General features: G+C 56.0%; 22 protein-coding genes. 13 read left to right on the forward strand and 9 right to left on the reverse strand.

The genetic code is table 11. The features are described from left to right. Window positions 1–190: 190 nt before the first annotated feature. The 4 genes from AC222A_RS12915 (at window position 191) to AC222A_RS12930 (ending at window position 4,981) form a co-directional block, all read left to right on the forward strand. Window positions 191–952: a hypothetical protein gene (locus AC222A_RS12915; protein WP_372798451.1), complete on the forward strand. Its 762-nt coding sequence runs from the start codon at window positions 191–193 to the stop codon at window positions 950–952. 102 nt (window positions 953–1,054) lie between these two features. Continuing rightward, complete coding sequence (locus AC222A_RS12920; protein WP_372749360.1) at window positions 1,055–1,789, forward strand: SDR family oxidoreductase; 735 nt, start codon at window positions 1,055–1,057, stop codon at window positions 1,787–1,789. Between the two features lie 18 nt (window positions 1,790–1,807). Further along, entirely contained in the window at window positions 1,808–3,463 is a 1,656-nt protein-coding gene (locus AC222A_RS12925; protein WP_486775077.1) for an FAD-dependent oxidoreductase, read from the forward strand. A 45-nt stretch (window positions 3,464–3,508) separates the two neighbouring features. Next, the gene (locus AC222A_RS12930) at window positions 3,509–4,981 is read left to right on the forward strand and encodes an aldehyde dehydrogenase family protein (protein WP_372798447.1); all 1,473 of its coding nucleotides are present in this window, start codon (window positions 3,509–3,511) and stop codon (window positions 4,979–4,981) included. Between the two features lie 45 nt (window positions 4,982–5,026). On the opposite strand, the gene AC222A_RS12935 is transcribed toward AC222A_RS12930, so the two are convergent. Next, window positions 5,027–6,691, reverse strand: coding sequence for an FAD-dependent oxidoreductase (locus AC222A_RS12935; RefSeq protein ID WP_486775078.1), 1,665 nt, complete (start codon window positions 6,689–6,691; stop codon window positions 5,027–5,029). A 170-nt stretch (window positions 6,692–6,861) separates the two neighbouring features. After that, window positions 6,862–7,266, reverse strand: a complete 405-nt coding sequence (locus AC222A_RS12940) for a nuclear transport factor 2 family protein (RefSeq protein ID WP_372749608.1) — start codon at window positions 7,264–7,266, stop codon at window positions 6,862–6,864. 147 nt (window positions 7,267–7,413) lie between these two features. Between AC222A_RS12940 and AC222A_RS12945 the strand changes: the two genes are divergently transcribed. After that, window positions 7,414–8,091, forward strand: coding sequence for a hypothetical protein (locus AC222A_RS12945; protein ID WP_486775079.1), 678 nt, complete (start codon window positions 7,414–7,416; stop codon window positions 8,089–8,091). A 68-nt stretch (window positions 8,092–8,159) separates the two neighbouring features. On the opposite strand, the gene AC222A_RS12950 is transcribed toward AC222A_RS12945, so the two are convergent. After that, complete coding sequence (locus tag AC222A_RS12950) at window positions 8,160–9,821, reverse strand: HAD family hydrolase (RefSeq protein WP_372749606.1); 1,662 nt, start codon at window positions 9,819–9,821, stop codon at window positions 8,160–8,162. Window positions 9,822–10,086: 265 nt separating this feature from the next. On the opposite strand from AC222A_RS12950, the gene AC222A_RS12955 reads away from it, so the two are divergent. Further along, window positions 10,087–10,614: a lipocalin family protein gene (locus AC222A_RS12955; protein WP_372765224.1), complete on the forward strand. Its 528-nt coding sequence runs from the start codon at window positions 10,087–10,089 to the stop codon at window positions 10,612–10,614. 90 nt (window positions 10,615–10,704) lie between these two features. Continuing rightward, window positions 10,705–10,863, forward strand: a complete 159-nt coding sequence (locus AC222A_RS12960) for a YqaE/Pmp3 family membrane protein (RefSeq protein ID WP_372759961.1) — start codon at window positions 10,705–10,707, stop codon at window positions 10,861–10,863. Between the two features lie 28 nt (window positions 10,864–10,891). Here the strand turns inward: AC222A_RS12960 and AC222A_RS12965 are convergent, their stop codons facing one another. Beyond that, window positions 10,892–11,977, reverse strand: a complete 1,086-nt coding sequence (locus tag AC222A_RS12965; protein ID WP_486775080.1) for a fatty acid desaturase family protein — start codon at window positions 11,975–11,977, stop codon at window positions 10,892–10,894. A gap of 50 nt (window positions 11,978–12,027) precedes the next feature. Continuing rightward, window positions 12,028–12,729: a flavin reductase family protein gene (locus tag AC222A_RS12970; protein WP_486775081.1), complete on the reverse strand. Its 702-nt coding sequence runs from the start codon at window positions 12,727–12,729 to the stop codon at window positions 12,028–12,030. A 156-nt stretch (window positions 12,730–12,885) separates the two neighbouring features. Between AC222A_RS12970 and fabR the strand changes: the two genes are divergently transcribed. Next, on the forward strand, window positions 12,886–13,560 hold the full coding sequence (fabR, locus tag AC222A_RS12975) for an HTH-type transcriptional repressor FabR (protein WP_372760215.1): 675 nt from the start codon (window positions 12,886–12,888) through the stop codon (window positions 13,558–13,560). A 29-nt stretch (window positions 13,561–13,589) separates the two neighbouring features. Here the strand turns inward: fabR and AC222A_RS12980 are convergent, their stop codons facing one another. The 4 genes from AC222A_RS12980 to AC222A_RS12995 are packed head-to-tail and all read right to left on the reverse strand — an operon-like array spanning window position 13,590 to window position 18,012. Beyond that, on the reverse strand, window positions 13,590–14,342 hold the full coding sequence (locus AC222A_RS12980; RefSeq protein WP_486775082.1) for an SDR family NAD(P)-dependent oxidoreductase: 753 nt from the start codon (window positions 14,340–14,342) through the stop codon (window positions 13,590–13,592). A 49-nt stretch (window positions 14,343–14,391) separates the two neighbouring features. After that, window positions 14,392–15,666: a sulfotransferase family protein gene (locus AC222A_RS12985; protein WP_486775083.1), complete on the reverse strand. Its 1,275-nt coding sequence runs from the start codon at window positions 15,664–15,666 to the stop codon at window positions 14,392–14,394. A gap of 10 nt (window positions 15,667–15,676) precedes the next feature. Then, complete coding sequence (locus AC222A_RS12990) at window positions 15,677–16,972, reverse strand: alkyl sulfatase dimerization domain-containing protein (protein WP_372758954.1); 1,296 nt, start codon at window positions 16,970–16,972, stop codon at window positions 15,677–15,679. Window positions 16,973–16,986: 14 nt separating this feature from the next. Next, window positions 16,987–18,012 carry a zinc-dependent alcohol dehydrogenase gene (locus AC222A_RS12995; protein WP_372758953.1) on the reverse strand — a complete coding sequence of 342 codons (1,026 nt, stop codon included), beginning with the start codon at window positions 18,010–18,012 and terminating at the stop codon, window positions 16,987–16,989. Window positions 18,013–18,245: 233 nt separating this feature from the next. Between AC222A_RS12995 and AC222A_RS13000 the strand changes: the two genes are divergently transcribed. From AC222A_RS13000 to AC222A_RS13020, 5 genes are all read left to right on the forward strand, one after another. After that, entirely contained in the window at window positions 18,246–18,851 is a 606-nt protein-coding gene (locus tag AC222A_RS13000) for a TetR/AcrR family transcriptional regulator (RefSeq protein WP_372758952.1), read from the forward strand. An 89-nt stretch (window positions 18,852–18,940) separates the two neighbouring features. Beyond that, complete coding sequence (locus AC222A_RS13005) at window positions 18,941–20,995, forward strand: oxidoreductase (protein ID WP_486775084.1); 2,055 nt, start codon at window positions 18,941–18,943, stop codon at window positions 20,993–20,995. A 179-nt stretch (window positions 20,996–21,174) separates the two neighbouring features. Then, the gene (locus AC222A_RS13010) at window positions 21,175–22,143 is read left to right on the forward strand and encodes a Rieske 2Fe-2S domain-containing protein (protein ID WP_486775085.1); all 969 of its coding nucleotides are present in this window, start codon (window positions 21,175–21,177) and stop codon (window positions 22,141–22,143) included. A 38-nt stretch (window positions 22,144–22,181) separates the two neighbouring features. Then, window positions 22,182–22,955 carry an acetoacetate decarboxylase family protein gene (locus AC222A_RS13015; RefSeq protein ID WP_372809714.1) on the forward strand — a complete coding sequence of 258 codons (774 nt, stop codon included), beginning with the start codon at window positions 22,182–22,184 and terminating at the stop codon, window positions 22,953–22,955. A 27-nt stretch (window positions 22,956–22,982) separates the two neighbouring features. After that, complete coding sequence (locus AC222A_RS13020; protein WP_372749661.1) at window positions 22,983–23,492, forward strand: hypothetical protein; 510 nt, start codon at window positions 22,983–22,985, stop codon at window positions 23,490–23,492. Window position 23,493 lies beyond the last annotated feature (1 nt).

The following is a 23,493-nucleotide window of genomic DNA, read 5'->3' on the forward strand; positions in this document are numbered from 1 at the left end:
TTTCTTGCGGCTGGCCAAGCCTTCGCAGTTTGAGCTATTATACATCAGTGCTGTCCAATAGCAACACGGAAGGGCACCCCTGAACAGGAGGCACTATGCCTATAAAAAACATAGGCTTAGCGCATTTTTTGCGGCCCGCAATCGAGCCTCAAAACACCTTGACTAACAACATGTAACGGGTGATAAGAACATGGTTTTGTACACCACAATCCACCTGCATAACGTGCCTGAAGGGCGCGAATCCGATTACGCCAAATGGTTTGACGGGGAGCATCAGCAGGAGCTGAAACGCCTGCGAGGCTATAAAGGCAGCGAGCGTCATGAGGTGGCCGATGCCCAGATCATGCCCGACATACTCCAGCCTTGGCGCTTTGCGACGGTCTACGATTTTGAGTCCGACACTCCCGAGATAGACATCCCCGCACTGGGCCCGCTGCTGGCCAATCAGCGCGATGCCGGCCTGATCGCCAATGACACCGCCGAGCGTATCTACACTTATAAACTTTACGGCGACTGGAAGTTCAGCCCCAACCACCAGCCGGACCAACCCTTCTCCGGTGTCAGCATTTTGCTGGGCAACTACGTTGCCGGCCATTTCGACGAGTACCAGACCTGGTACGAAAACGTACACAGCGTAGAAGTAATCAACGTGCCAGGCCATGTGGGAATGAAACGCGGCCAGCTAGCGGAAGTTCAGGTGGAACCGAAACACTACTGCCCTGGCGACCAGCTGGTGTTGTGCGCCCACCAGAGCGACGATTTGATGTTTACCATTCGCGACTTCAGCGCGCGGGCCCGCGGAGTAAGCCCCAGCGGTATTGCCATGGAGCCACGCTCCAATACCGGCTCCTTTGCACGCACGGTGCACTATTTCAACAAGATCAGCGGCGACCGATTCTGGCCGGGCGGCATTGCCTATGCCGGAGATCTGTCGGTGTACGACGAGCAATGATTCGCTGGCAGGGCCAGCTCCCACAACACATGCAGGCAGCAAGCCCCTGCGTGTGGGAGCAAGCCTTGCTCGCGAACAATCTAACTACGGGAGCCAGATAACATGTCCAAAACCATCGTAATTACCGGCGCAGGTGTCGGCCTAGGTCGGGCATTGGCTCGCCGCTTTGCCAACGAGGGCGACCACGTCGTGCTGCTCGGACGCACGTTTTCAAAAATTAAAGACGCAGCCGACGACATTGGTGATCGCGCGCTGGCGGTAAAATGTGATGTTGGCTCTCCCGACTCCGTGCGCGAGGCCTTTGCTGAAATCGCCAAAACCCATAAAACCATTGATGTACTGATTAACAACGCCGCTCTATTCGAGCCGTTCAAAATCGCCGATGCTACCGATGACCAGATCCTTAACGCTGTCATCACTAACCTTGCCGGACCGATGCTCTGTGTGCGCGAAGCCTTACCGCTGATGGTTAAAGGCAGCCACATTATCAATGTCACCAGCGAATCGGTAGACATGCACTTCCCCCACCTGTCGGTCTACCAGTCAACCAAGGCCGGGGTAGAACGCTTCTCGAAAAGCATGCATCAGGAGCTGGAAGGCGATGGCATCCGCGTTACCAACATTCGCGCCGGCCAAATGTTTGAAGAAGGCAAGACCTGGGATGTAGACCCGGAAGCCCGCAAGGCTTTCGGTATGGCCGCCATCGCCGCCGGCATTAATCTTCTTGAACGACCTATCTCACAGTTTGAATCGGTGACCGATGTGTTTCGTGCAGTGATTGACCTGCCGGCAGATTTGCACGTCGCAGCCATGAACCTGCACGCAAGATCGGCATAACAACCAAGAGAACAGGCGATGAACGAACATTTCGACTTTATAGTAGTTGGTAGTGGCGCCGGCTCCATGTGCGCGGCATTAAAGCTGCGCGCCGCCGGCAAATCGGTATTGGTGCTGGAGAAGACCGATCTCATCGGCGGCACGACCGCCACGTCCGGCGGTGTCATGTGGATCCCCAACAACCGCTACATGCAAACCGAAGGTATCCACGACTCACGGGAAGACGCAATCACCTATCTTGAACACGCGGTCGGCGACAGCGACGATACCCCCGGCGCGAGTCGTACGCGGCGCGAAGCCTATGTGGATCAGGCACCAGAAATGCTTGAGTTTCTGATCGGGCAAGGCTGCCAGTTTCGGCGTGTTCCTGAGTGGCCTGATTACTATCAGGTTCCCGGTTACTCCGAATCCGGGCGCACCGTGGTTTCCGAACTGTTCGATTTGAAAAAACTCGACAAGGAATGGCAGGCAAAACTACGCCCCGGGTTCATTCCAATTCCGGCCTATCTCGAAGAGGCCATGCAGCTGGGCAACATGAAACGTTCAAAAGCAGCAAAGAAAGCGTTCTTTCGAATGATCGGACGCACGCTGTGGAGCAAGCTGCGCGGCAAGAACCTGGTCACTGCCGGTCACGCCCTGCAAGGTCAACTGCTGCACGCTGCGGTGCAAGCAGGCGCCGAAGTCCGCGTAAACAGCAGCGTTAACACATTCATTCTGGATAACGGCCGCGTGGTCGGCATTGTCGCCTCAAGCAACGGTCAGGCGGTAGAAATTGGCGCCTCTCTCGGCGTGCTGATCAACGCTGGCGGCTTTGCCCGAAACCAGGCGATGCTTGACGAATACATTCCGGGAGCACGCAGCGACTGGACTAACGCCAACCCGGGCGACACCGGCGAGGTTCTTCAGGAAGCCATGCGCATTGGCGCAGCGGTAGCGCAGATGGACGAGCGCGTTGGTTCACCCTGCACATTACCGCCCGGCGATGCAGCCCTCAAACCGGCGATGCAGGGAGATCTCTGCAAACCCCATAGCATGCTGATAGATCAGAGCGGCAAACGCTTCATGCGTGAAACCGTGTCCTATATGGCTCAGTCCAAAGCCATACTGGAACACAACAAGAATACACCGGCGATTCCCAGCTACCTGATTCTCGACAGCCAGTATCTGAATAAATTCATGCTCGCGGGCAGCATGCCAGGCAAGAAAAAACCCAAGGAATGGTTTGAATCTAACTTTCTACTGACAGGCGATACCCTCGAGGCACTCGCGCAGGCCTGCGGCATTGACCCGACCGCACTGAAATCATCAGTTGAACGTTTTAACGGCTTTGTCGACAAAGGTATCGATGAGGATTTCGGTCGCGGCAGCGAGGTTTATGATCGCTGGCTGGGTGACCGCCTCAGCGAAACTCATCCCTCGCTGGGCCGCATCGAACAAGGCCCCTTCTATGCGCTGCGAATCTATCCTGGCGACCTCGGCACCTATGGCGGCCTGCTGACTGACGAGCACGCCCGGGTGCTGCGCGATGACGGACAAGCCATTGATGGCCTGTACGCCACGGGCACATCTACCGCTTCAGTTATGGGGCGAATAACACCAGGGGCCGGCGGCAGTATCGGCCCGTCGATCACCTGGGCCTATGTTGCGGCAAAACACGCCGCCGCACAGGCTTGACAGACATTACAACTCACAGATGCGATACCGCACGAGGAAACTACCATGAGCAACACGCTGCCAGACGCAAAACTCTATATCGACGGAGTTATTCGCTCATCGTCCAACGATGCCTGGTTTGACAATATCAATCCGTGGACAGCTGAAAGCTGCGGTCGCGCGGCTGACGCTACCGAGGGCGATGTGGAAGAAGCCATCGTCGCAGCCCGTCGTGCCTTTGACGAAAGTGACTGGTCCACCAACCGCGACAAACGCTTTGAGCTGGTATCGAAGCTGGTCGACGAGATGTTTGCCCAACGTGAACACCTGACCAATATTGCCTGCCTTGAAGCCGGTGCCGCACTGGGCGCTGCCAACCGCGCCCATATCGACGGTGCATTGAACGGCGGCAAAGATCTGCTGGAATGCTTCAAGAAAGTGGAGTGGGAATCGGACCGCGGTAACAAGGTCGACATGGGTATCAAATCCCACCGCATCGTCGTCAATGAGCCGCTGGGTGTGGTAGCTGCCATTACTCCCTGGAACGTGCCGCTGTACGTGAACGTCGGCAAGGTCATCGCCGCGTTATTGGCCGGCTGTACCGTCATTTTGAAACCGGCCCCCGACACACCATTAATGGGAAGCGTAATGGGCGAAATGGCTGACAAAGTGGGGCTACCCAAAGGCGTGCTCAACGTTATTACCAGCGCAGACCCGGCCATGGCCGGCGAAATGCTGACCCGGGACCCACGTGTTGATGTCGTTTCGTTCACCGGCTCCACCGTTGTCGGCAAACGCATCATGGAAAACGGCGCCTCAACGCTCAAGCGCATCTTTCTGGAACTGGGCGGCAAATCAGCCAATATCATCCTGGAAGATACCCCTGATTTTCAGATCAGCTGCATGATGGGTATGGCAGTATTCCACGCCGGCCAGGGCTGTGCCATGCCGACCCGCATGCTAGTACCCAAAAGCCGATACGAGGAAGCCGTGGAAGCGCTGAAAATTTCCTATGGCGCCTTCTCTCAAAAGTGGGGCGAGTTCGGTAATCCCGAACATATTATGGGACCCGTCATTTCCAAGAAGCAGCATGAGCGGGTGCTCGGCTACATCGAGCTCGGCAAAGAAGAAGGCGCTCAATGCATCGCCGGCGGCGGTCCCGCACCGGAAAAAGGCAACGGCTTTTTCGTTCAGCCCACTTGTTTCGTAAACGTCACCAACGACATGCGCATTGCCCGCGAAGAGATTTTTGGACCAGTACTGGTTGTAATCCCCTTTGAAGACGACGAGGACGCCATCCGCATTGCCAACGATAGTGAATACGGTCTCGGCGGTTCGGTAATGAGCGGCGATCAGGAACGCGCCATGAACGTAGCGCGTCGTATTCGCGCAGGCGCCATCAGCGTCAACGGCGGCATGAGCATTACCGGCGACTTGCCTTTTGGCGGTTTCAAAGGCAGCGGTATGGGCCGTGAATGGGGTGTTGAAGGGATCGAAGATTTCCTCGATACCAAGGCCATTGCCGTTAAAGTCGGGTAAACCAACTGCGGCTCTTGCAGATGCAGTAGCCGCCCTGAGTTGTAATCAAGCCAGCGCTTCCTTCGCTGCAACAAAACCGAAGGTAAGCGCTGGCCCGACACTCGACCCTGCGCCAGGGTATGCGCGCCCCATCACCGAGGCGGTAACCACCCCTGCGGCATATAGCCCCTCAATAACAGAACCATCATCACGCAGGACGCGAGCACACTCATCGGTGACAACGCCGCCATAGGTGCCCACATCACCGGGATAAACCGCTACCGCGTAGAAAGGCCCCTGATCAATCCGCCCCAGCGTGGGCGACGGCTGGTGCAAATAGTCACCCAGCCAGCGCGCATACTCCCGCTCTCCGCGATGAAAATCATCGTCCCGGTTTTGATCCACAAAGCCATTAAAACGGGATACCGTTTGCGCCAGCACTGCGGCCTCAACGCTGATGACTTCGGCCAGCGTCTCTACTGTTTCGCCCTTCTTGAGAAAACCGGACTGCTCCCACTCCGCCAGCTTTTTCTTGCCGGGCATGGTGCCGGCAAGCATGTACTTTTTCAGATATTGACTGTCGAATACCATCCAGCTTGGGGCTGCCGGTACCGTCCTGTTCCGCGCCAGCATTTCCTGACAATAGGTCATGTAAGAGCTGGCCTCGTTGAGGTATCGCTGCCCGCTCTGATCCACCAGAATCGCATGGGGTTTGGCAGAGGGACCCTGAGCGCTTTGCTGGATTTCTCCGTACTGACTGTCGGGTGGCAGTATGCAGGGCTGGCCGACCATTTCTTCCATCTGCGCCAACGCCGCGCCTATACGCTGCAGCTCAAGGTGCATATCACCGGTATCTTCCACCGGCGCACTGGACCACTGCACATTGGTGCCCGGCTGATATTGATTTCGCAGAGCCTGGTTATGGGCAAAGCCACCAGCGCCCACAATAACGCCCAGCGATGCGCCGAGCTGCTCGCGCTTGCCATTGTGCTCGGCAATAACACCAGTGACACGCCCGTTGTTTTCCAATAATTCGCGTACCGCCGTTTCGAGGCGAATTTCAACGCCATGACTGAGCGCAGCCTGTAACAGCCGAGCCTGCAACGCTGCGCCACAAGACACATAACGCTTCCCAGTTAGCAACGCACCAATCACCTTGAAAGCCACCCGCACGAAAACTTTTCTGGCGGCCCAACTGCGTTTTACATAGGGAATGGCCAGCGCCTCGTCCAGTGTGGCCGGCAAATCCAGAAAGCCCGGACGAAGTTTGTCCGCCCATTCCCCCAGCGCTTTCTTGTTGAACGGGGCTGCGACAACACAACGACTGGTTTTGCAGCCGCCCGACAGTTCGTCGTTGTAGTCCGGCCAGAACGGCACCCGGTCCAGCTCCAGCCCCTGCTCTACCAGAAAATCGATCATGGCCGGAGCTTCCTTCAGAAACCGCTCGCGGCGCTCGGGCGTGGCACCGGGAGCGTCTTCAAAGGTTTCCGCCAGAGCTTCCAGGTAGGTCCGGGCCCGCTCGAAAGAATCTTCCACACCATCGCGCTTCATAAAGCGATTGTTGGGAATCCACATCACCCCGCCAGAGCGCGCCGTGGTCCCGCCGTAATACCCGGATTTTTCGAGCACGAGAACTTTCTTGCCCCGGCTGGCAGCGTAAAGTGCAGCGCACATGGACCCGCCGCCGCTGCCGACGATAATCAGATCATGATAGTGGGAAGTATTCGACATCGGGCGCCCTGTTGTAATTTGATGTGGACCGGAACCCTGAGTCTATCGCTATTAAACAATACTGTTCAATTCCGGCCGAAGCAAAAATGGCACATGCCACGCTCCGTCCTCAAACGCGGCGACGCTCTGACGAGACGACGGCAAGCAAGTTCACTTTGCGCAGTGAGAACTCAGCCCTTACCCATCACCTCATAAATACGTTTGGTAAAGTACCAGCGGCCGTCGCGCTTCACATACTCGTCGTCAAAGCAGCCAACCACAACCACCTGCCCTCCCGCTTTGGGGAAAATCAGTTCGCGGCAATAACACTTACCTTTCGCTTTTTCGCCCTCAATGACCAGCTCGGCCGGGAAGGAAATCATGCTCATAAACTCTACATAGGCGAGCTTTTCGCGAAAGGCCTCTATCACATTGTTTTTGCCTTCCACGGGCTTCTCCATGGAAGGCAGGCCCCACACCCCTTCCTCTGCCCAGGTTTCTCCCCAGGCATCGGCATCGATGCGCATGGCGCCTGCGGCAAACTCTTCACACAATTCGCGGATGGCGAGGCGGTCTTCTACTGGCCCAGTATTCATGCTGTTCTCCGTTGCTGTTCCGGGTAATCGGGGTCTGAGTTCGAATATAGCAAATCAACACAGGTGTTCACTACAACTTTACACAACTGTCATGATGGGAACGCCACCGGTTGCCTATGGTGATTGCAGGCCACACAAAGGTGTCACATGGAAAAACTGATCTATCTGCTGGACCGCGCCACCACCGCAGGCACACTGCAGCATTTCCTGCTGGGAGACGCCTTGACCAACCTGCGAGAAGCCGGCGCCGTCAATTTCACCATCAACATAGCCAATCTGGACAAGGACGTGTCTGTCGTAGCACCACAACGTATCGCGGGGCCCTGGGATACAATCGGCGCGGTGGTCTCCGTATGGACCGATACGGTTGATCGGCATCCGGTCTATCTGAATACGCTGGCAGCCATAGGCTGCGAGGTGCACGGCTATCTGGTCACAGAGTCAGTACCCCAACCCTGCGACACCACGTGGCCGGAAGGCGAGCGTCGCCCCGGCGTTACCCAGTTTACGGCGCACGGCAAACCAGCCAACGTGGCCGACGCCGATTTCTACCGCAACTGGGCAGCGCACACGGAGCTGTCTTTCCAGTTGCATCCAGATCGTTGGTCGTACGTGCGCAATGCCGTAACCCGCCCGCTGACCGAGCATGCCCCACCCTATCGGGCACTGGTGCTGGAGCACTTTCGCTCACTGCAGGATTTTACCGATGAGGATCGCTACTTCGGAGATCCGGCCATCGTGCAACAGATGTATGAGGAGCTGCCGGGCTTTTGCGACTTCAACACAATGACCACAGGCCCGATGAGCGAGTACCGCTTCACCTGACACGCAGAAAACCGGGGTCGTAACGAGTATTTTTTAACCAAATGCCGTCATTGTTCAAAAAATACTCGTTACGACCCCGGTTTTTGGCGGTGGCGTTCACAGGCTAGCACCAATGCCCAGAACTCGGAAAAATCATTCACCACCACGTCGGGCCGGTGAGGGTGTGCCTGCGTACCCGGAAATATTTTGTGCAGCCAGGGTAGGTCCCACAGCGCGCCATTGAAAAACACTGCTGTCATGCCCGCCCTTTTGGCGGCAACGATATCTGTGGTGCTATCCCCCACATACCAGACATTTAAACCGGGAGCTGCTCCAACTTTTTCTGCAGCGAGCAACAACTGATCCGGGTGCGGCTTGCGCAACGGCGTGTCATCGCCACAGACGTCGGCGTCGAACAGCTCGGACCAGCCGGTGCCCTCTACCGCCGACAGTTCATGCTCGAAAAACTCACGGTCGCGATTGGTGATCACACCAACCTTTAGCGGCAACAGCCGCAAACTTTTCAGCATTGCGCGCACCTGTGGCTCAAACGGCTCCACCTCACCATAGTGGTTGCGATAATGATGATTGAAGGCTTTGTGGGCAATGCGTTTGGCCTCTTCATCCTTGCCAAACAGCACTTCAAAAATGTCGGTCCGGGATATTTTTCGATCCGCCCTTACCTTCGGGTGCAAGCGGCTGAAGCTCTGCACGTACTCCACCAGTTTTGCATCCTCTGGCGAACGGCTATCTTCAGGTTTAACCAAACGCTTCAGCAGACCAAGTTCGGCCAGTTCAGGCAGCATATCGTCTACCGCGTGATACATGGCATCCAGCGTGTCGACCAGGGTGGCATGCCAATCGAACAGAATGACATCAGGTGTTGAGAGGCGCGCCACCGCCGGGTGCCAATCTGGCTCAATTCTCGGTGGCGGCGGTTCAGGGGGCTTGAACGGACCGGGTCGAACGCGTGACACTATGTCCGGCGCACTCTCCGCCAGCACATCAAACAGCTCATCAAAGCTATTGATAACCGCGAGCGTCTTGTAGCCGCTGAAGGCCAGACGTAGGGCGGGGACTTCCCAAAACCCACCGTTATAAAACACAGCATTAATGCCGGCGTTTTTGGCTGTCTGCATATCCACTATGCTGTCAGCCACATACCACACGTGTTCGCCCGCGCGCTCACCCACATCTGCCATTGCCCGCTCCAACATTTCTGGTTCAGGCTTGTATTCACTCACATCGTCGGCGCAAACGGTGGTGGAAAATAACGTCTGCCACCGGCCACCGTCTACGGTCTTCAATTCGTAATCGAGAAACTCTCGACTGCGATTGGTCGCCACACCCAAGCGTATGCCAGCGGCCTGCAAAGCGCTCAAATACTCGAAAATGCCGTCTTGAAAAGGCCTGACCTTGCCAAAGTGATCGCGATAGCAGCGATTGTAGGCCGCGTGAGCAATGCGCTTTGCCTCCCGGTTGTCGCCAAAAATCGCATTGAAAATCTCGGTGCGCGATACACGACGCTCGGCGAGTATGCGTGGATGCAGGCGCCGGAAAATACGGATATAACGTACCAGTCGTGCGTCGGCCTCGTTGGCACAATCAGCCTCTGCCAGCAGCGCCTTGACCAAGCCCAATTCCTCGAGCAGCGGCAGCATATCCGCCATCGCACTGAACATGGCATCGGCGGTATCCACCAGCGTGCCGTGCCAATCGAACAGTATCAGTTTTGGAAATTGTGCTGTCATGTTTGTCCCGTTGTGGCGTCACCGAACACCCGCAATATGACAAGCATAGCTAAAAATGCGTTACCCATTACACCTTCTGTCGAGCAAAGCAGTATTATTCGCGAAATAGAACACCGCGTTGTGAAACAGCGCAGGGGCTTTATCCCACGACAGACGCCACCAACTAAGCGACCCGCCGTGAACCAAAGTAGCGAGCCACAATAGCCTCGTTCACTCATTCACACTACAATTGATCTACATTCAACAATAAGATGAGTAAAACCCGATGAGAAAATTGCTGACAGCCTCTCTATCCATACTGCTAAGCGGCTGCCTGGGCATGCCCGAAACCGTCACCCCGGTGAAAAACTTCGAGCTGGAACGCTATCTGGGCCAATGGTATGAAATAGCCCGACTCGACCACTCCTTTGAACGTGGCCTGGAAGCGGTCACTGCCGAGTATTCATTGCAGGAAAACGGTAGCGTTAAGGTGCTGAATCGCGGCTATTCATCGGAAAAAGGCAAGTGGAAAGAAGCGATTGGTAAAGCGTATCCAGTAGACGATGAAGCAACTGGCTACCTCAAGGTTTCATTCTTCGGCCCGTTTTATGCGTCCTACGCGATCTTCGTACTTGATCACAAAGACTACGAATACGCGCTCGTATCTGGCCCGGACACCTCCTACCTATGGCTGCTGGCAAGACAGCCAACGCTGGATGAAAAAACGCTGAATCACCTGGTAGAGGAAGCGGCGCGGCGCGGATTTGATACCAGCCAGCTGATTTTTGTCGACCAGAGCCGCAACCTCCCATAGCCGCGCTCAAGTGTGAAAAGTTGACCAACCAGAGTTTTAGCCACGCTTTCTTGATGAGTACTATCAGTGTACTCATCAAGGATTAACGCTATGGACTTACTACGTATACTGATTGCTATTCTGCTGCCACCACTGGGCGTATTTCTGCAAGTTGGCTTGGGCAAACACTTCTGGCTGAACATTCTGTTAACGCTGCTCGGATACCTGCCCGGTATCATTCACGCGGTCTACATTATTGCCAAAAAGTAGGCGCGCTTCGCAAGCCTCAACCTACACGTCAGACTGGAAGCCCCGCTTCCGGTCGCGAAGGAAAAGCGTGCCGCACTATCCGCCACAGCACCTGGCCAAACTGCCGGTGGAAACGCCCGGTGTTGTAATGCTGGCCGTAGCGCTCGCAGATTTCCTGCACCTCGACACTCATTTCCGCATAGCGCCTGGCAGGTACCGTTGGAAACAGATGGTGTTCAATCTGGTGGCTCAGGTTACCCGACAGAATATGAAACAGCTTGCTGCCCTTAAGATTGGATGATCCGCGCAGCTGCCGCAAATACCAGTGGCCGTCTTCCTCGTTATCCATGACGGATTTTGGAAACACCTGCGCATCGGCTGTGAAGTGCCCACAAAATATGATCATAAACGTCCACAGGTTGCGCAGCAGATTGGCTACCAGATTGCCTGCAAAAACACTCAGGAACAGCGGCCCCGCCAGCAGCGGAAACACGACGTAATCTTTGAGCAATTGCCGATTGGCTTTGCGCAACAGAGGTTTTACTTCTTGCTTCAATTGCGCCCAAGACTTTTTCCCCTTAGCCACTTTACCGAGCTCCAGCTCCTGGATGGCAACACCCCACTGAAACAATAGCCCCAACAGGGCGGCGTAAAGTACCTGCGGCAGAAAAAACGGTGACCACCGCTGCTCCGGAAACAGGCGAAGCAGTCCGTAGCCGACATCATCGTCCATACCCTTAATGTTGGTATAGGTGTGATGCTTATGGTTGTGACTCGAACGCCAGTTGTCACTGGTCCCTACAATATCCCACTCATAAGTGGCGCCACGCAGCGATGGCTCGTTCATAAAATCGTACTGTCCGTGCATGACGTTGTGGCCGAGCTCCATATTCTCCAGAATCTTGGAAAGCGCAAGGCTCAGCGTGCCTAGCAACCACAGCGGAGGAATAAAGCTGAAAAACAGCAGGCCACGGCCCAGCAACTCGGTATAGCGAACCGCCGTCACAATACGCTTTATGTAACGTGCATCAACTTCACCCACGTCGGCAAGGTGACGCTGTTTAACAGCTTCGAGCTCAGCACCAAAGGCGGCGAGCTCACGGCCGGTGAGAGCCTTATTTTGGGGTCGGGTCATTTCTATATTCCTGTCACTGTTGATAGCTAATCATTGAAAAATCGAAGAACTCAAAGATCGAGTTCCAGGTCGCTACTGGCGCGGTTAATGCAGATCCGCACCGGGTGGCCAGGTTCATCACTGGATTCCCCCGACACCATGTCCGTGGTCTGCCCCTGAATGCGGGTACAGCTACAGCGATTACAGATTCCTCGGCGACAGCCATACGTTGGCTTCACGCCGGCGAGCTCCAGCGCCTCCAGTAGCGATGTGCCTCGGGTTACACTGACCGTTTTCTCACTGCGGCGCAGATAAACCAGGGCTGTGTCGGGTGCCACGGACCGGGTATCGAGTGTGGGAGGCGGACTGTCGCCGCTCGCCGGTAACAGTTCAACAATATCGCCAACCGCTGTATCTTCCAGCAACTGACGACTCACCGGGTCTGCGGCCTGCCGACTTATCGACACTTGCATATACCGGCCATCCTCAGAATTGCTCCAGACAAAGCTGCGGGCAATGTTCCGACCCGCAACTTCAACACTGACAGCGCAGCGCGGCCCAGTAATCAGCCGCCGTTGGTGGCGGTTGGGCTTCAGGCTCAACACCACACCATCTGGTGTGGTCTGCGCTACCGCTACGACGCGGGCAAAACAGCGCGACCAGGCCTCGATCAACCCCATTTGCCGCATCCAGAAATCGTACTGCTCCGCACTGATCACGTGTTGCAGTAGCGACTGACTTCGGACGCTCAAGGCGGCGATGGCACTTTTCATTGGATTGCTCGCTTTATGTACAAGAGCGCCACCATATACACTTGTATATACATGTGTCAATACAATTGTATATACACCCGTGTTTACAGCCTCTGGGCCCTGCAGTAGCATGACCGACCCAACACCCACTATTCACAGCAGGATCAGGCCACTTTTATGGCGATACGCTCTCGCAAAGCCAGCAACACTAACGATCATGAAAAACCCGGCCGCAAACCTCCGATCGGCGAGCACGAACTGATGCAGGCTGCGGTAAGCCTGCTGGATGGAAACCGCAGCGTCTCCAGCCTGAGCCTGCGTGAAATTGCCCGCGCGGCAAATATCGCACCAAACAGCTTCTATCGGCATTTCCGTGATGTGGATGAGCTCGCCGTGGCGCTGATCGACCAGGCCGGTCGCGGCTTGCGCGGCATGATCCGTGAAGCCAGACAACGACTGGAGGGCAAGCAGGGGGGAGTGCGCACGTCTGTTGAGGTCTTTATGGAGGCTCTCGACGATGACAGCCGCTACCTACAGATTCTGTCACGGGAAATGTCGCTGGGGTCAGATGCCTTTCGTGAAGCCGTGGAGCGAGAGCTTACCTATTTTGAACAGGAGCTCTGTGATGAACTGATGATGCGCGGCGAGCGTTTTGGCTTACCCATGCATGAGCCAGCGCTTGTCGCCAAGGCGATAACGCGTTTGGTGTTTACGATGGGAGCGTCTGCCGACAAATTGAGTCCCGATGCGCGAAAAGTTCTGATCGACGAAACCGCCATCATGGTGCGTATGATTATTCGTGGTTCCCATGCCATGGCGGGCGAGCAGAAGCAGAAACCGAAAAAGAAATAGCAGCGTTGATCTCACGCCCCACTCGGCGACTATTGGTTGTAAAGATAGCCGCCATCCACCAGCAGCGTTTCTCCGGTAATAAATGTCGCACGATCAGACGATAAAAACAGTACAGCGTCTGCGATTTCCTTAGGTCGGCCCCAGCGCTTCATCGAGGTTCGCTTAAGCATGTCTGCACTGAACTCCGGCATATCCGCCACCGGCGCCGTCATGCGCGTCGCAATGTTGCCTGCGGCCACACAGTTAAACCGAATGCCGCGATCGGAATACAGAGAGGCCTGAGTGCGCGCAAGCTGAACCATGCCCGCCTTACCGGCGCCATAGCCCGGCACAAACGTATTGGCCATAAAAGATGTCAGCGATGCCATACCAACCACACTTGCACCGCCGGGGAGCTTACTTTCACTGAGTTTGTCCAGGCACGCCTGCGTCATATGGTGACCGGACAGCAGGTGGACCCGCACCATTTCTTCAAACACATCGATCGCTTCATCTTCGCCGGCGAATTTAACATTGCCCGCATTATTAACCAGTACATCCAAGGCACTAAGACTGGCAGCAACCTCCTTAATTTCGTCGGTGTCGGTAACCCGCAATTGGCGATAACTGAAGTGTCTCAGGTCCTCGTCATAATCATTGATGCTGGCGCGAGTGCCAGTGACTGTTACCTGTGCGCCAGCATCGGCAAAGGAGAGGGCAGTTGCCAGGCCGATCCCGGACTTGCCGCAGGTGACCAGCACACTGGCTCCACTGAAATCGTAGGTTGCCGTTCCGTTTATCACACGCTTATCCTCATTCCGGCATTTTCAATGATCGCGGCGGGCTGCATTACTATCTAGCTTCCACACGCACGGGAAATTTTTCAAAATAAAACTGGAACCGTTCACGCAGCCCGTTGGGGTCGATACCAAAATCTTCGCGCAAGTTGTATATCACGCTGCCATGTTTGCCGCGCGGATGCGCATCGATATAAGACCGCATTTGAGCACGTGCTTTGTCGGTCAGTTCAAGTCCCGCCTTCTCATAAATTTTTTCGACCATCCCCATATCGTCAGCCATAAATTCATGAAAAGGTGAATCGATGCTTTTGTTCTCGGCAAGAAGATGACGGTCTTCAACGCAACGCTGCAATAGGTGCTCTACACGCTCGCTCCAGTAATCGGCCAGCTCTTGTATTAACACCTTCTTGCGGCCCATGCGCTGCCCATAGGCCAGCATGGTAATGGTTGACTGAATCACCGCGACCGGATCGCGATGAGTAACCACGACTGTAGCGTCGGGGAGGGTATTCATCAGCACCGGCAACTGTTCAAGGTGCTGTGGACACTTCAGCACCCAGCGCTTTGTTTGATACGACGAGCCCAATCGCTGTTTGTCCTGCCATTGCAGCAACTTGAGCACCGTTTTCATGTAGGCGTAACGCGGCGTCTGATCGGTCGCATAATAGTGATCACGCCAGCGCGGCGAATGCGCCAACCATTCAAAATTATACGAGCCGAAATCCGGCCCCTGCAGCTCCAGCTCTTCGTGAATGTGATCCGGATTCATTGGATGCATGGCAGCAATCAACGGTGTGGTGCTCTGCATGGCCTGCCAGCTATCGGCGCAACGTTGGTAACGCGGGTCGGTACCGTCGGGGAGCGTGGCTTCACCCGGAACCGGTACCGGCTCGTAAGACTCCCACAGCGGTAGAGAACGCAGGCGGGAATCGGCTGCAAGCAAATTCAACATGTGGGTGGTGCCGGTGCGCGGCAGCCCAACCACGATAATCGGCTCGCTGATTTCTTCAGCGTAAATTTCCGGGTGGCGCTTGAGGAGATCCTGAATCAGCAGTCGGCTTTTGGCGAAGGTGAGTAATTTGTTGCGCAAATTGAAGCGGCCTATACCCGTCAGCCCCTCGTCGTTACCCCACTCGTCACAGAGTAGATCAAGACGCTCACGAAATTCAGCGGGACCGAAGTCTTTTAGCCCTAACGTTGAGCATGCTTCCGCTAGAATCGACTCCGGATCAAAATCCGTACTCAGCGTTTCGCCAAAATCCAAAATAGCCTGCTGCTGATCGGTCAATACCGGCTCGGCCAAATCGGTAATTCGAATATCACCCACGATTAGGTTCCTACTTGAACGAGAGTGGCGCGGTCTCGCCGCCTTGTAATAGTTTGATCTGGTTTTCCAACCATCCGGTAAGCCAGAAGTTTCCGGTATGGGCAAAGTCTGCGGCGTCCGCCAATAACGTCTGGTGCACCTGCACTGACAGTAATTTCGCTTCGGCATTTTCCGGCTCGGCGCTAAGCACAATATCGAGCAGATGCAGGGCCTCTTCCAGCCTGCCCGCGTCACGCTTTTCCCGAGCACTGGCAATCAGTTGCTGAGCGCCTGCCAACCTTACCAGCTCTGTGTGCACGGATTTTTGCGGCACACTGTAAAGCTCAGTTGTCGACTCATGTTTAAACCACCCGGCATAGTTTTCCCAGATGGCGCGCACGCCCCAGCTTACTTTGCCGTAGCCCTGCCCTACCTCGCACTGCGGTGGCAGGGTGATTTCCTGCTGCAGGGTGTGCAGATCCTTGCCTGCATTCATGCCCTTAACCACTTCGTCGTGTACATACACCACAGCATCGCGGTATGCGGTCAACTCCGCCTTGATAATGTCAGCGCCATCAATGGGTTCGTGGTGACCGTACAGTAAGCGTTGCGGCTTTAAGTCCATCACTGTCTGCGCCGCGGCAGCACAGGTCAGTGCATCGCGGTAGCGATCGCCGCGAATGGTGACAAGATTAGGAAAGTGACCGAAAGCACACCCGAAAAGATTGCCGGTAAAAATCGTGTCGTGCTGTGGCAGCCAGACAATCAGCGAGTCATTGGTTTCAGCGCCCGGCACGGCCAGCAACACAAGCTCGAGTCCACCAAGACTAAATTCATGGCGCTGTTCGAACGTGATATCCGGGGTAGGCCGATCCTGAGCGTTGATGTCGGTGTAGCCTGCCTGCGCGTACTTTGTAAACACCTGAATGAAATCATCCTGAAAACGAAAAGCCGATCGCGCGCCGCGAAATGGCTGCAACCGCGCGTCGTAATTCTGGTGTTCTTCGTTTTCAGCTGTAGCGATATAGCGCAAACCCGGATATTGGTCGCGAAAGTACTGCACTCCCCCCACATGATCCACATGGCCCTGAGTCGTGATCAGGTATTTCACGGGCACATTGGAAAATCTTTTAAGATTGTGATGAATCACCGGCGCCTCAAAACCCATGCCGCTGTTGATCAGAATGCCGCCTTCGGGTGTTTCAATCAGATAAACATTGGAACAGGCTTCTGTCATCACGATGAAATCATTGACGCGGCTACAGCGTTCGTTAAAGCCAGCCGCCTCGGGCGCTACGCGACGCGTTTTGTAAAGAGGTTCACGCATACTTACACTCACGATTATGACTGGCAATCCACCAGCACTTTGACGGCTTCACTCTGGCGCTGAGCCTGAGCAAAGGCTTCATTAAATTGCGATAGCGGAAAGTGGTGACTGATCAGCGGCCGTACGTCCACCTTGCCGGAGCTGAGCATTTCCATAACCTGGGGGAATTCCTCCGGATATTCACATGCCGACGTAATAACCAGTTCACGCATCAAGAAGTTGATCATGTTCAGCTCAACTGGCGCGAAATGAACACCAACTACCGTCACGCGCGCTCCCTTGCGGGCCGTTTCACAGATCTGCTGAAATACTGACCCCACGCCGGTTGCCTCGATGTATACATCCGTACCAGGTTGCGGTCCAAGTATTGGGTTATTGTGTACCGTGCCGTGCACCTCCTGCAGCCAGCCGCTCAAGCTACCCGCGTCGGCCTTGAATGTTTCCATTCCCAATGTGCTGGCTACGGTTAGACGCGCTGCAGAAAGATCGACCACGGCGACCTGGCTTGCACCACGATAACGGGCTGCGATTGCCGCCGCCAAACCCACTGGCCCGGCGCCAAAAACCACTACTTTGTCTCCCGCCTGGATCTTCGATTGATTCGCCGCGTGCATTCCCACCGACAAAGGTTCAACCAATGCGCCGACGTCAAAATCCATATCGTCAGGCATTTTCAATAAACCTTCAGGATGCTTTACAGCGTTTTTGTAAACAACGTAAGGGGCAAATGCCCCCTCGACGCCAGAAGCACCGATGGCGTTCCCGCCCCACATTGGGTTCACCAGCACGCGGTCGCCAGGAACAACACAGTCCACCTTGGCGCCAACCGTTTCAACCACGCCCGAAAATTCGTGACCCAACGCAAACGGGCTAACAGCACCAGGGATACCACCGATTTTTGCGTAACTGAGATCAGAGCCACAAATTCCACAACGCTCAATACGAATCAGAACATCTTCAGCGCCAGCCTCGGGACGCTCGGCCTGATCAATGCGTATATCATTCGGCGCATGTATCCGTACCAGCGGCATAGTGTTCATGGACGCTCCTCTTGTTAGCGCTATCATTAGAGTTTTCGTGAGTGCTTTTGCAAGGGCTTTTGAGCTAGTTCCTGAGTGACCCCCTGAGTAAACCTCGCAGAGAATCGAGCATCGTCCTGACTATAATCCCGGTGCGCGGACAATTCAATAACATAATACTGAAGTATTATTTTAAGAATGCCAGGTTGTGCTACTATCCACCTCTTAGCAACTTACCAGCAAGAACCACAACATTGCGTAAAGACACACGCCTGACCCGACAGCGCATTGTCGATGCCGCCGAACGCCTGTTTGCCGAACACGGCATCGACAATGTGACGCTGCTGGATATCGCCCGCAGTGCGCAACAGAAAAATCGCGGTGCCCTGCAATACCACTTTGGCGATAAGTCCGGGTTGATCAACGCTGTGCTCGACAAACATGGCGATCAGATTTCGCGGCGACGCAAACCTCTGGTTGATGCCCTGATTGCCCGCGTTGAACCCACGCTTAAAGATCTCGTCGAAGCCTATGTATTGCCAGTGGCCCAGCACGTGGACGCCACCCCCAATACACAGGCTTTTCTACTGATCAATGCCCAGATCATGACCTCACCGGAATTCACGTCGCTGGCGCTCGCCCGGGCTGAGCGCTATCCCGAAGTTCGCCAACTGATGGCCATGATGCTCAAAGCGATTCCGGCAGCCAGTAAGAAACGTCGGGATTTTAAAGTGCTTCTGATACGCTCAATGGTGTTTCACGCTCTTGCCGCACACTTCAGTACAACCAGCGCCAGATTAAACAAACCCTTAATCGACACACTGTGCAGCAGTGTGCTGGCCGTATTGGAAAGCGAATAATCCCACGATTGGAGTATGCTCCTGCCTATGCTGCTGCGCTAACATTCCAATGCCGCCAGAGCACAATAACAACAACGACAGTGACGCCAATGAAACTACTCGAACCCCTATCAATAGGCACTATGCGCCTCAAGAACCGTATGGTCATGGCGCCAATGACAACCAACTATGGCAACGAGGATCAAACCCCGTCTGATCGTTTGATTGCGTTTCTGCTCGAGCGCGCCAAGGGAGGCGTGGGGCTAATTACGGTTGAGGTCTGCACGGTTGATGTAAAACAGAAGTACCAGCCTCAGTCGCTCACGCTCGGCAGCGACGAGTTTATTCCCGCCCACCGTAAACTCACCGATGCACTGCATCAGTACGATGTAAAAATTCAGCCCCAGATTACGCACCCTGGCCCAGAATCCATGAGCGGCTTTTATTTTGGTGAAATGCCGGTTGCCCCCAGCGCCACCACCGGCGCCTGCACTGGCCTGCCGGCGCGGGAGCTGGACATTGCCGAACTCGACGGCATTGTCGAAGCCTATGCACAAACAGCTCGACGGGCTCGCGAGGCCGGCTACGACGGTATCGAATTACACGCCGCCCACTGCTACATGTTACTGGGTACGTTTTTGTCGCCGCTGAAAAACAAGCGCATGGATGCCTACGGCACCGACACACCGGAAAACCGTACCCGCCTGCTGGTGCGCGTGCTGCAGCGGACCAAGGCGGTGGCTGGAACTGACTTCCCCATCACCCTGCGCATTTCCGGCTTTGAGCGAATTCCCGGCGGCCGCGATGCCGCCGATACCGCCGCCATTGCGCCGCTGCTGGTAGACGCCGGGGTGGATGCCTTTCATGTCAGCGGCGGCGTGAGCGATCCCATGGTGTCGCAGATGATCTGCGGCCCGGAATATCCTGACGGCTATAACCTGCCTGCCGCCGAAGCCATCAAACGTGTGGTGGACGTGCCGGTAATGGTGGTGGGACGGTTTCTCGACCCGGAGTTTGCAGAACAGACCCTGCAGGACAAGCGCGCCGACATGATTGTGATGGGACGACCCTTGCTCGCCGACCCGCAGCTGCCCAACAAAGTCGCGGCCGGCAAGCTCGAAGAGATTCGACGCTGCATTTCCTGCCAGAACTGTATCGACTCCATGTTTCTCTGGCCCATGGACGCGCGAATGAATTGCGCGGTAAACCCGGCCACGGGTCGCGAGCAACATCTGAACTATGCACCGGCTGCACAGCAGAAACATGTGGTGGTTATCGGCGCCGGTCCGGCGGGCATGGAAGCGGCACGGGTGGCCTGCGAGCGCGGGCATCGCATTACCCTGCTGGAAAAAAGTCGCCGCCTGGGTGGCTCACTGACTCTGGCGGCTACCGTACACCGAGACAACGAGCGCTTTCTTAACTTCCTGAAAGCCGAGATGCGGCGCCTGCCAGTTAGCCTTCGGTTAGGTGTAGAGGCTAGTGTTGAGCGTCTGAAAGAACTCGCGCCCGATGAGGTGATTGTGGCCACCGGCGCGCAGCTCGATTTGCCCACCCTTCCCGGTATCGACCTGCCCCAGGTTGTCACCGGCCGGGATTTACGGGCGCTGGTCAGCGGCGCCGCGCCGGAAAACAAAAACTGTTTACCGCTGCTGGCAAAACTGGGGCTGGCCTGTGCCGGCGCGCTGATTGACCGGCACCTGACCCCGGCGCGCCTGCGCGCCGCAGCGGATACCTGGCTGCCCTTTGGGCGTCGGGTTGTCATTGTTGGCGGCGATCTGGCGGCCATTGAAGTGGCGGAATTTCTCGCCAAACGCGGACGGGTCGTCAGTGTGCTGGAAGCTGGCCCGGTAATCGCCCCGGAGATTGGCCCCAAGCGCCGGCTGGAACACGAAAAACGGCTGGAAACGCTGGGCGTGTCGCTCAATACCCACTGTGCTATCAGCCGCATCACCGAGCAGGGCGTGGAACTGCAGCTCGCCGGGGGCGACCAGCGTGTGGTCGCTGCCGATAGCGTGCTGGTGGCAGGCCAGCCGGTGGCCAACCCGGCGCTTTACGATACTTTGAAAGCCGCCGGCTTCCGTTGCCATCTGGCCGGAGACGCTTCTGGCCTGGGTCTGATTGTAAAGGCAACCTACGACGGGCACCGTCTGGCCAGCACCCTGTAAGCACTCAAAGCACCTCCAGCCGCCCATGAAAATTCCGTAAGAATATCGGCGCGCGATATCAGGTCATATGTACACATGTGTGTAACTTTCCACAGAAGGGCCACCCCGTTTACGGCGATGTGCTATACCGGGTGAAGCTCATTCAGCCAATAAAAAACCGCACAACACGGAGACCAGTCATGGGCCAGATTATTGAAGCCTGCGAAATGCTCACCAACACCACCCCGGAATTTCCCATGGGCTGGTACTCGGTGGCCCGCAGCCACGAATTACAGGTGGGCGAGGTAAAACGGGTTCACGCCTTTGACCGGGAGATGGCTTTGTACCGCACCCGCAGCGGCGTGCCGGTTCTACAGGACGCCTTCTGCCCTCATCTTGGCGCCCATCTCGGCGTGGAAGGCCGGGTGGTGGGCGAAAGCCTGCGCTGCCCCTTTCACGGCTGGCGCTACGACACCACGGGCAAGTGTGTGGAAATTCCCTACTGCGACGAAATTCCCGAGCGCGCCCGCATTCGCACCTGGCCAACCGAGGAAAAAAACGGCGAGATCTACATCTGGTTTCATCCCGAAAACAGCGCGCCCCAGTACGAGATTCCGGAGCTGACCGAGCTGGACAACAACCTGTGGACTCCACCGCGCTACGCCGAGTTTGAGGTGCCCGCGCACATTCAGGACATCGCCGAAAACTCCTGCGACCCGGAGCATTTCAAGTACGTGCACAAACAGACAGACACCCCGCCGTCCGAGGTCACCGTCGACGAAGACGGTCGCACCCTGCACCTGCGCGCCGACAATTCCAACGCCCAGATTCCCCACAAGCTGCACGCCACCATGTTTCAGCCGGGGCTGGCGATTGTGCGCACCTCCTACGGCCCCGAAGCGGAAATGGTGGTGTACAACAGCGCCCAGCCCATTGATCGCCACAAGACCCTGCTGCGCTGGACCCTGAGCGTACGCAAGGAGATTGAAGACCTCGCCGGCGATGAGGTAATGAACGGCATTATCAACGGCATCAGCCAGGACTACCCGATCTGGGCCAACAAGGTACACAAGCAAAAGCCGGTGTTCTGTCGCGAAGACAAAACGCTGGTGCTGTTTCGAAAATGGGTGCGCCAGTTCTACATCGAACAGGCCCAAACCAACGTTTGACCCAACACACTCGTCTAGCACATAAGAGGAAAATCACGATGAGCAATGCGCCTCAAGGCAACCCCGGTGATATCGTCAACTGGCCGATGCTGAAAATTGTGTATCGTACCGACCCGGAAAAAATCGCCGAGTTGCTGCCGCCGGGCATCGAGCCCGGTGCCGACCCACACGTCAATCTGACCATTTACAATTTCCCGGTACCCGATGAACCCGAGTACGGCATCGTGACCACCGTAAACGCCGACTACAACGGCATCGCCGGGGAATACACGCTGGGCTACGGCATCGATCAGGAATCGGCAATTTTTGTCAGCCAGGAAACCAACGGTCAGCCCAAATATCCCTGCACCACTGAGTATTTCCGTTTGGGGCCGCAGGTGTCAGCGCGCTGCACTCATCAGGGCTACACCTTTGTCGAATTCAAGGGCGAATCCAAGGGCGAAAATGTACCGCAGGACGATTTTGAACAGCACGAGTGGTGGATCAAGGTCTCCCGCGCTGCCGGCGTTATGCCAGACCCGGCTGCCGGTTACGATTTCCCGCCCCACGTGGTACACGTGCGCAGCAAATACGGCACCGCCTGGCGTGAAGAAGTGGAAGGCGAACTGATACTGCGCGACAGCCCCTGGGACCCGCTGGCCAGCCGCCTGCCCATGCGCGAACAGGTATCGGCCCATCTGTGGTGGCCAGTGTTTCTGGATCGTGAAATCAAGCTGGCAGGCAAGCTCGACCCGGAAGGTTTCATGCCGTTTGCAGACACCATCTCCGGTTCACGCTGGCCAGGTACCGGAGGCGGTCCACGTCGCGATTAGTTACAGCGGCTTATGTGCCGGGGGCTGATGCCCCCGGATCCAGAAGGCGCAGAGAGCACGACCATGCTTGTACATCAGGAAGAGATTCTGCTTAACGCACCGCCGTCGCAGGTGAAAGCTTTCATTGTGACACCCGAGCGCATCATGGATTACTACCCTCAGGGCACCACATGTGGTGTGTTCAAACCCGGCGAGAGTTTTTACTGTCAGGGTAAAGCGGGGATATCACTGCTGGAGTCGCTGCCTGTGACGCCGGCCGACAACGGTCCGCTGAAAGTCGTCCTCAAGGTAACCACGGCAAGGGGACTCAAACCGCCTTTTTCCCCGGAAGCGATTAAACACGCAGCCTTCTTCAGTATGGTTGAGGATTGGCTGCTCCACCCACACGGCGAAGGCACCCGGCTGGTGAAGTGTTGGCGCGACGTAAAAAAGCACAGACTGCGCTGGCTCCCAATTGCATTTATTGTGAAGCAAACTGCAAAAGCTGAATCGACCAAACTGCAATTGGCTTGGAACCAAGCCGCAATGGCGGGCTAAT

This window comes from Litorivivens sp., assembly GCF_057445395.1.

Excerpts from the sequence above, each read along its gene's own strand:
- AC222A_RS12940 (WP_372749608.1), bottom strand. The coding sequence starts at position 7,266 with ATGAATACTGGGCCAGTAGAAGACCGCCTCGCCATCCGCGAATTGTGT.
- AC222A_RS12920 (WP_372749360.1), top strand. The coding sequence starts at position 1,055 with ATGTCCAAAACCATCGTAATTACCGGCGCAGGTGTCGGCCTAGGTCGG.
- AC222A_RS12995 (WP_372758953.1), bottom strand. The coding sequence starts at position 18,012 with ATGAACACTATGCCGCTGGTACGGATACATGCGCCGAATGATATACGC.
- AC222A_RS13005 (WP_486775084.1), top strand. The coding sequence starts at position 18,941 with ATGAAACTACTCGAACCCCTATCAATAGGCACTATGCGCCTCAAGAAC.
- AC222A_RS12915 (WP_372798451.1), top strand. The coding sequence starts at position 191 with ATGGTTTTGTACACCACAATCCACCTGCATAACGTGCCTGAAGGGCGC.
- fabR (WP_372760215.1), top strand. The coding sequence starts at position 12,886 with ATGGCGATACGCTCTCGCAAAGCCAGCAACACTAACGATCATGAAAAA.
- AC222A_RS13020 (WP_372749661.1), top strand. The coding sequence starts at position 22,983 with ATGCCCCCGGATCCAGAAGGCGCAGAGAGCACGACCATGCTTGTACAT.
- AC222A_RS12925 (WP_486775077.1), top strand. The coding sequence starts at position 1,808 with ATGAACGAACATTTCGACTTTATAGTAGTTGGTAGTGGCGCCGGCTCC.
- AC222A_RS12930 (WP_372798447.1), top strand. The coding sequence starts at position 3,509 with ATGAGCAACACGCTGCCAGACGCAAAACTCTATATCGACGGAGTTATT.
- AC222A_RS12970 (WP_486775081.1), bottom strand. The coding sequence starts at position 12,729 with ATGAAAAGTGCCATCGCCGCCTTGAGCGTCCGAAGTCAGTCGCTACTG.
- AC222A_RS12950 (WP_372749606.1), bottom strand. The coding sequence starts at position 9,821 with ATGACAGCACAATTTCCAAAACTGATACTGTTCGATTGGCACGGCACG.
- AC222A_RS12965 (WP_486775080.1), bottom strand. The coding sequence starts at position 11,977 with ATGACCCGACCCCAAAATAAGGCTCTCACCGGCCGTGAGCTCGCCGCC.
- AC222A_RS13010 (WP_486775085.1), top strand. The coding sequence starts at position 21,175 with ATGGGCCAGATTATTGAAGCCTGCGAAATGCTCACCAACACCACCCCG.
- AC222A_RS12945 (WP_486775079.1), top strand. The coding sequence starts at position 7,414 with ATGGAAAAACTGATCTATCTGCTGGACCGCGCCACCACCGCAGGCACA.
- AC222A_RS12990 (WP_372758954.1), bottom strand. The coding sequence starts at position 16,972 with ATGCGTGAACCTCTTTACAAAACGCGTCGCGTAGCGCCCGAGGCGGCT.
- AC222A_RS12955 (WP_372765224.1), top strand. The coding sequence starts at position 10,087 with ATGAGAAAATTGCTGACAGCCTCTCTATCCATACTGCTAAGCGGCTGC.
- AC222A_RS12935 (WP_486775078.1), bottom strand. The coding sequence starts at position 6,691 with ATGTCGAATACTTCCCACTATCATGATCTGATTATCGTCGGCAGCGGC.
- AC222A_RS12960 (WP_372759961.1), top strand. The coding sequence starts at position 10,705 with ATGGACTTACTACGTATACTGATTGCTATTCTGCTGCCACCACTGGGC.
- AC222A_RS13015 (WP_372809714.1), top strand. The coding sequence starts at position 22,182 with ATGAGCAATGCGCCTCAAGGCAACCCCGGTGATATCGTCAACTGGCCG.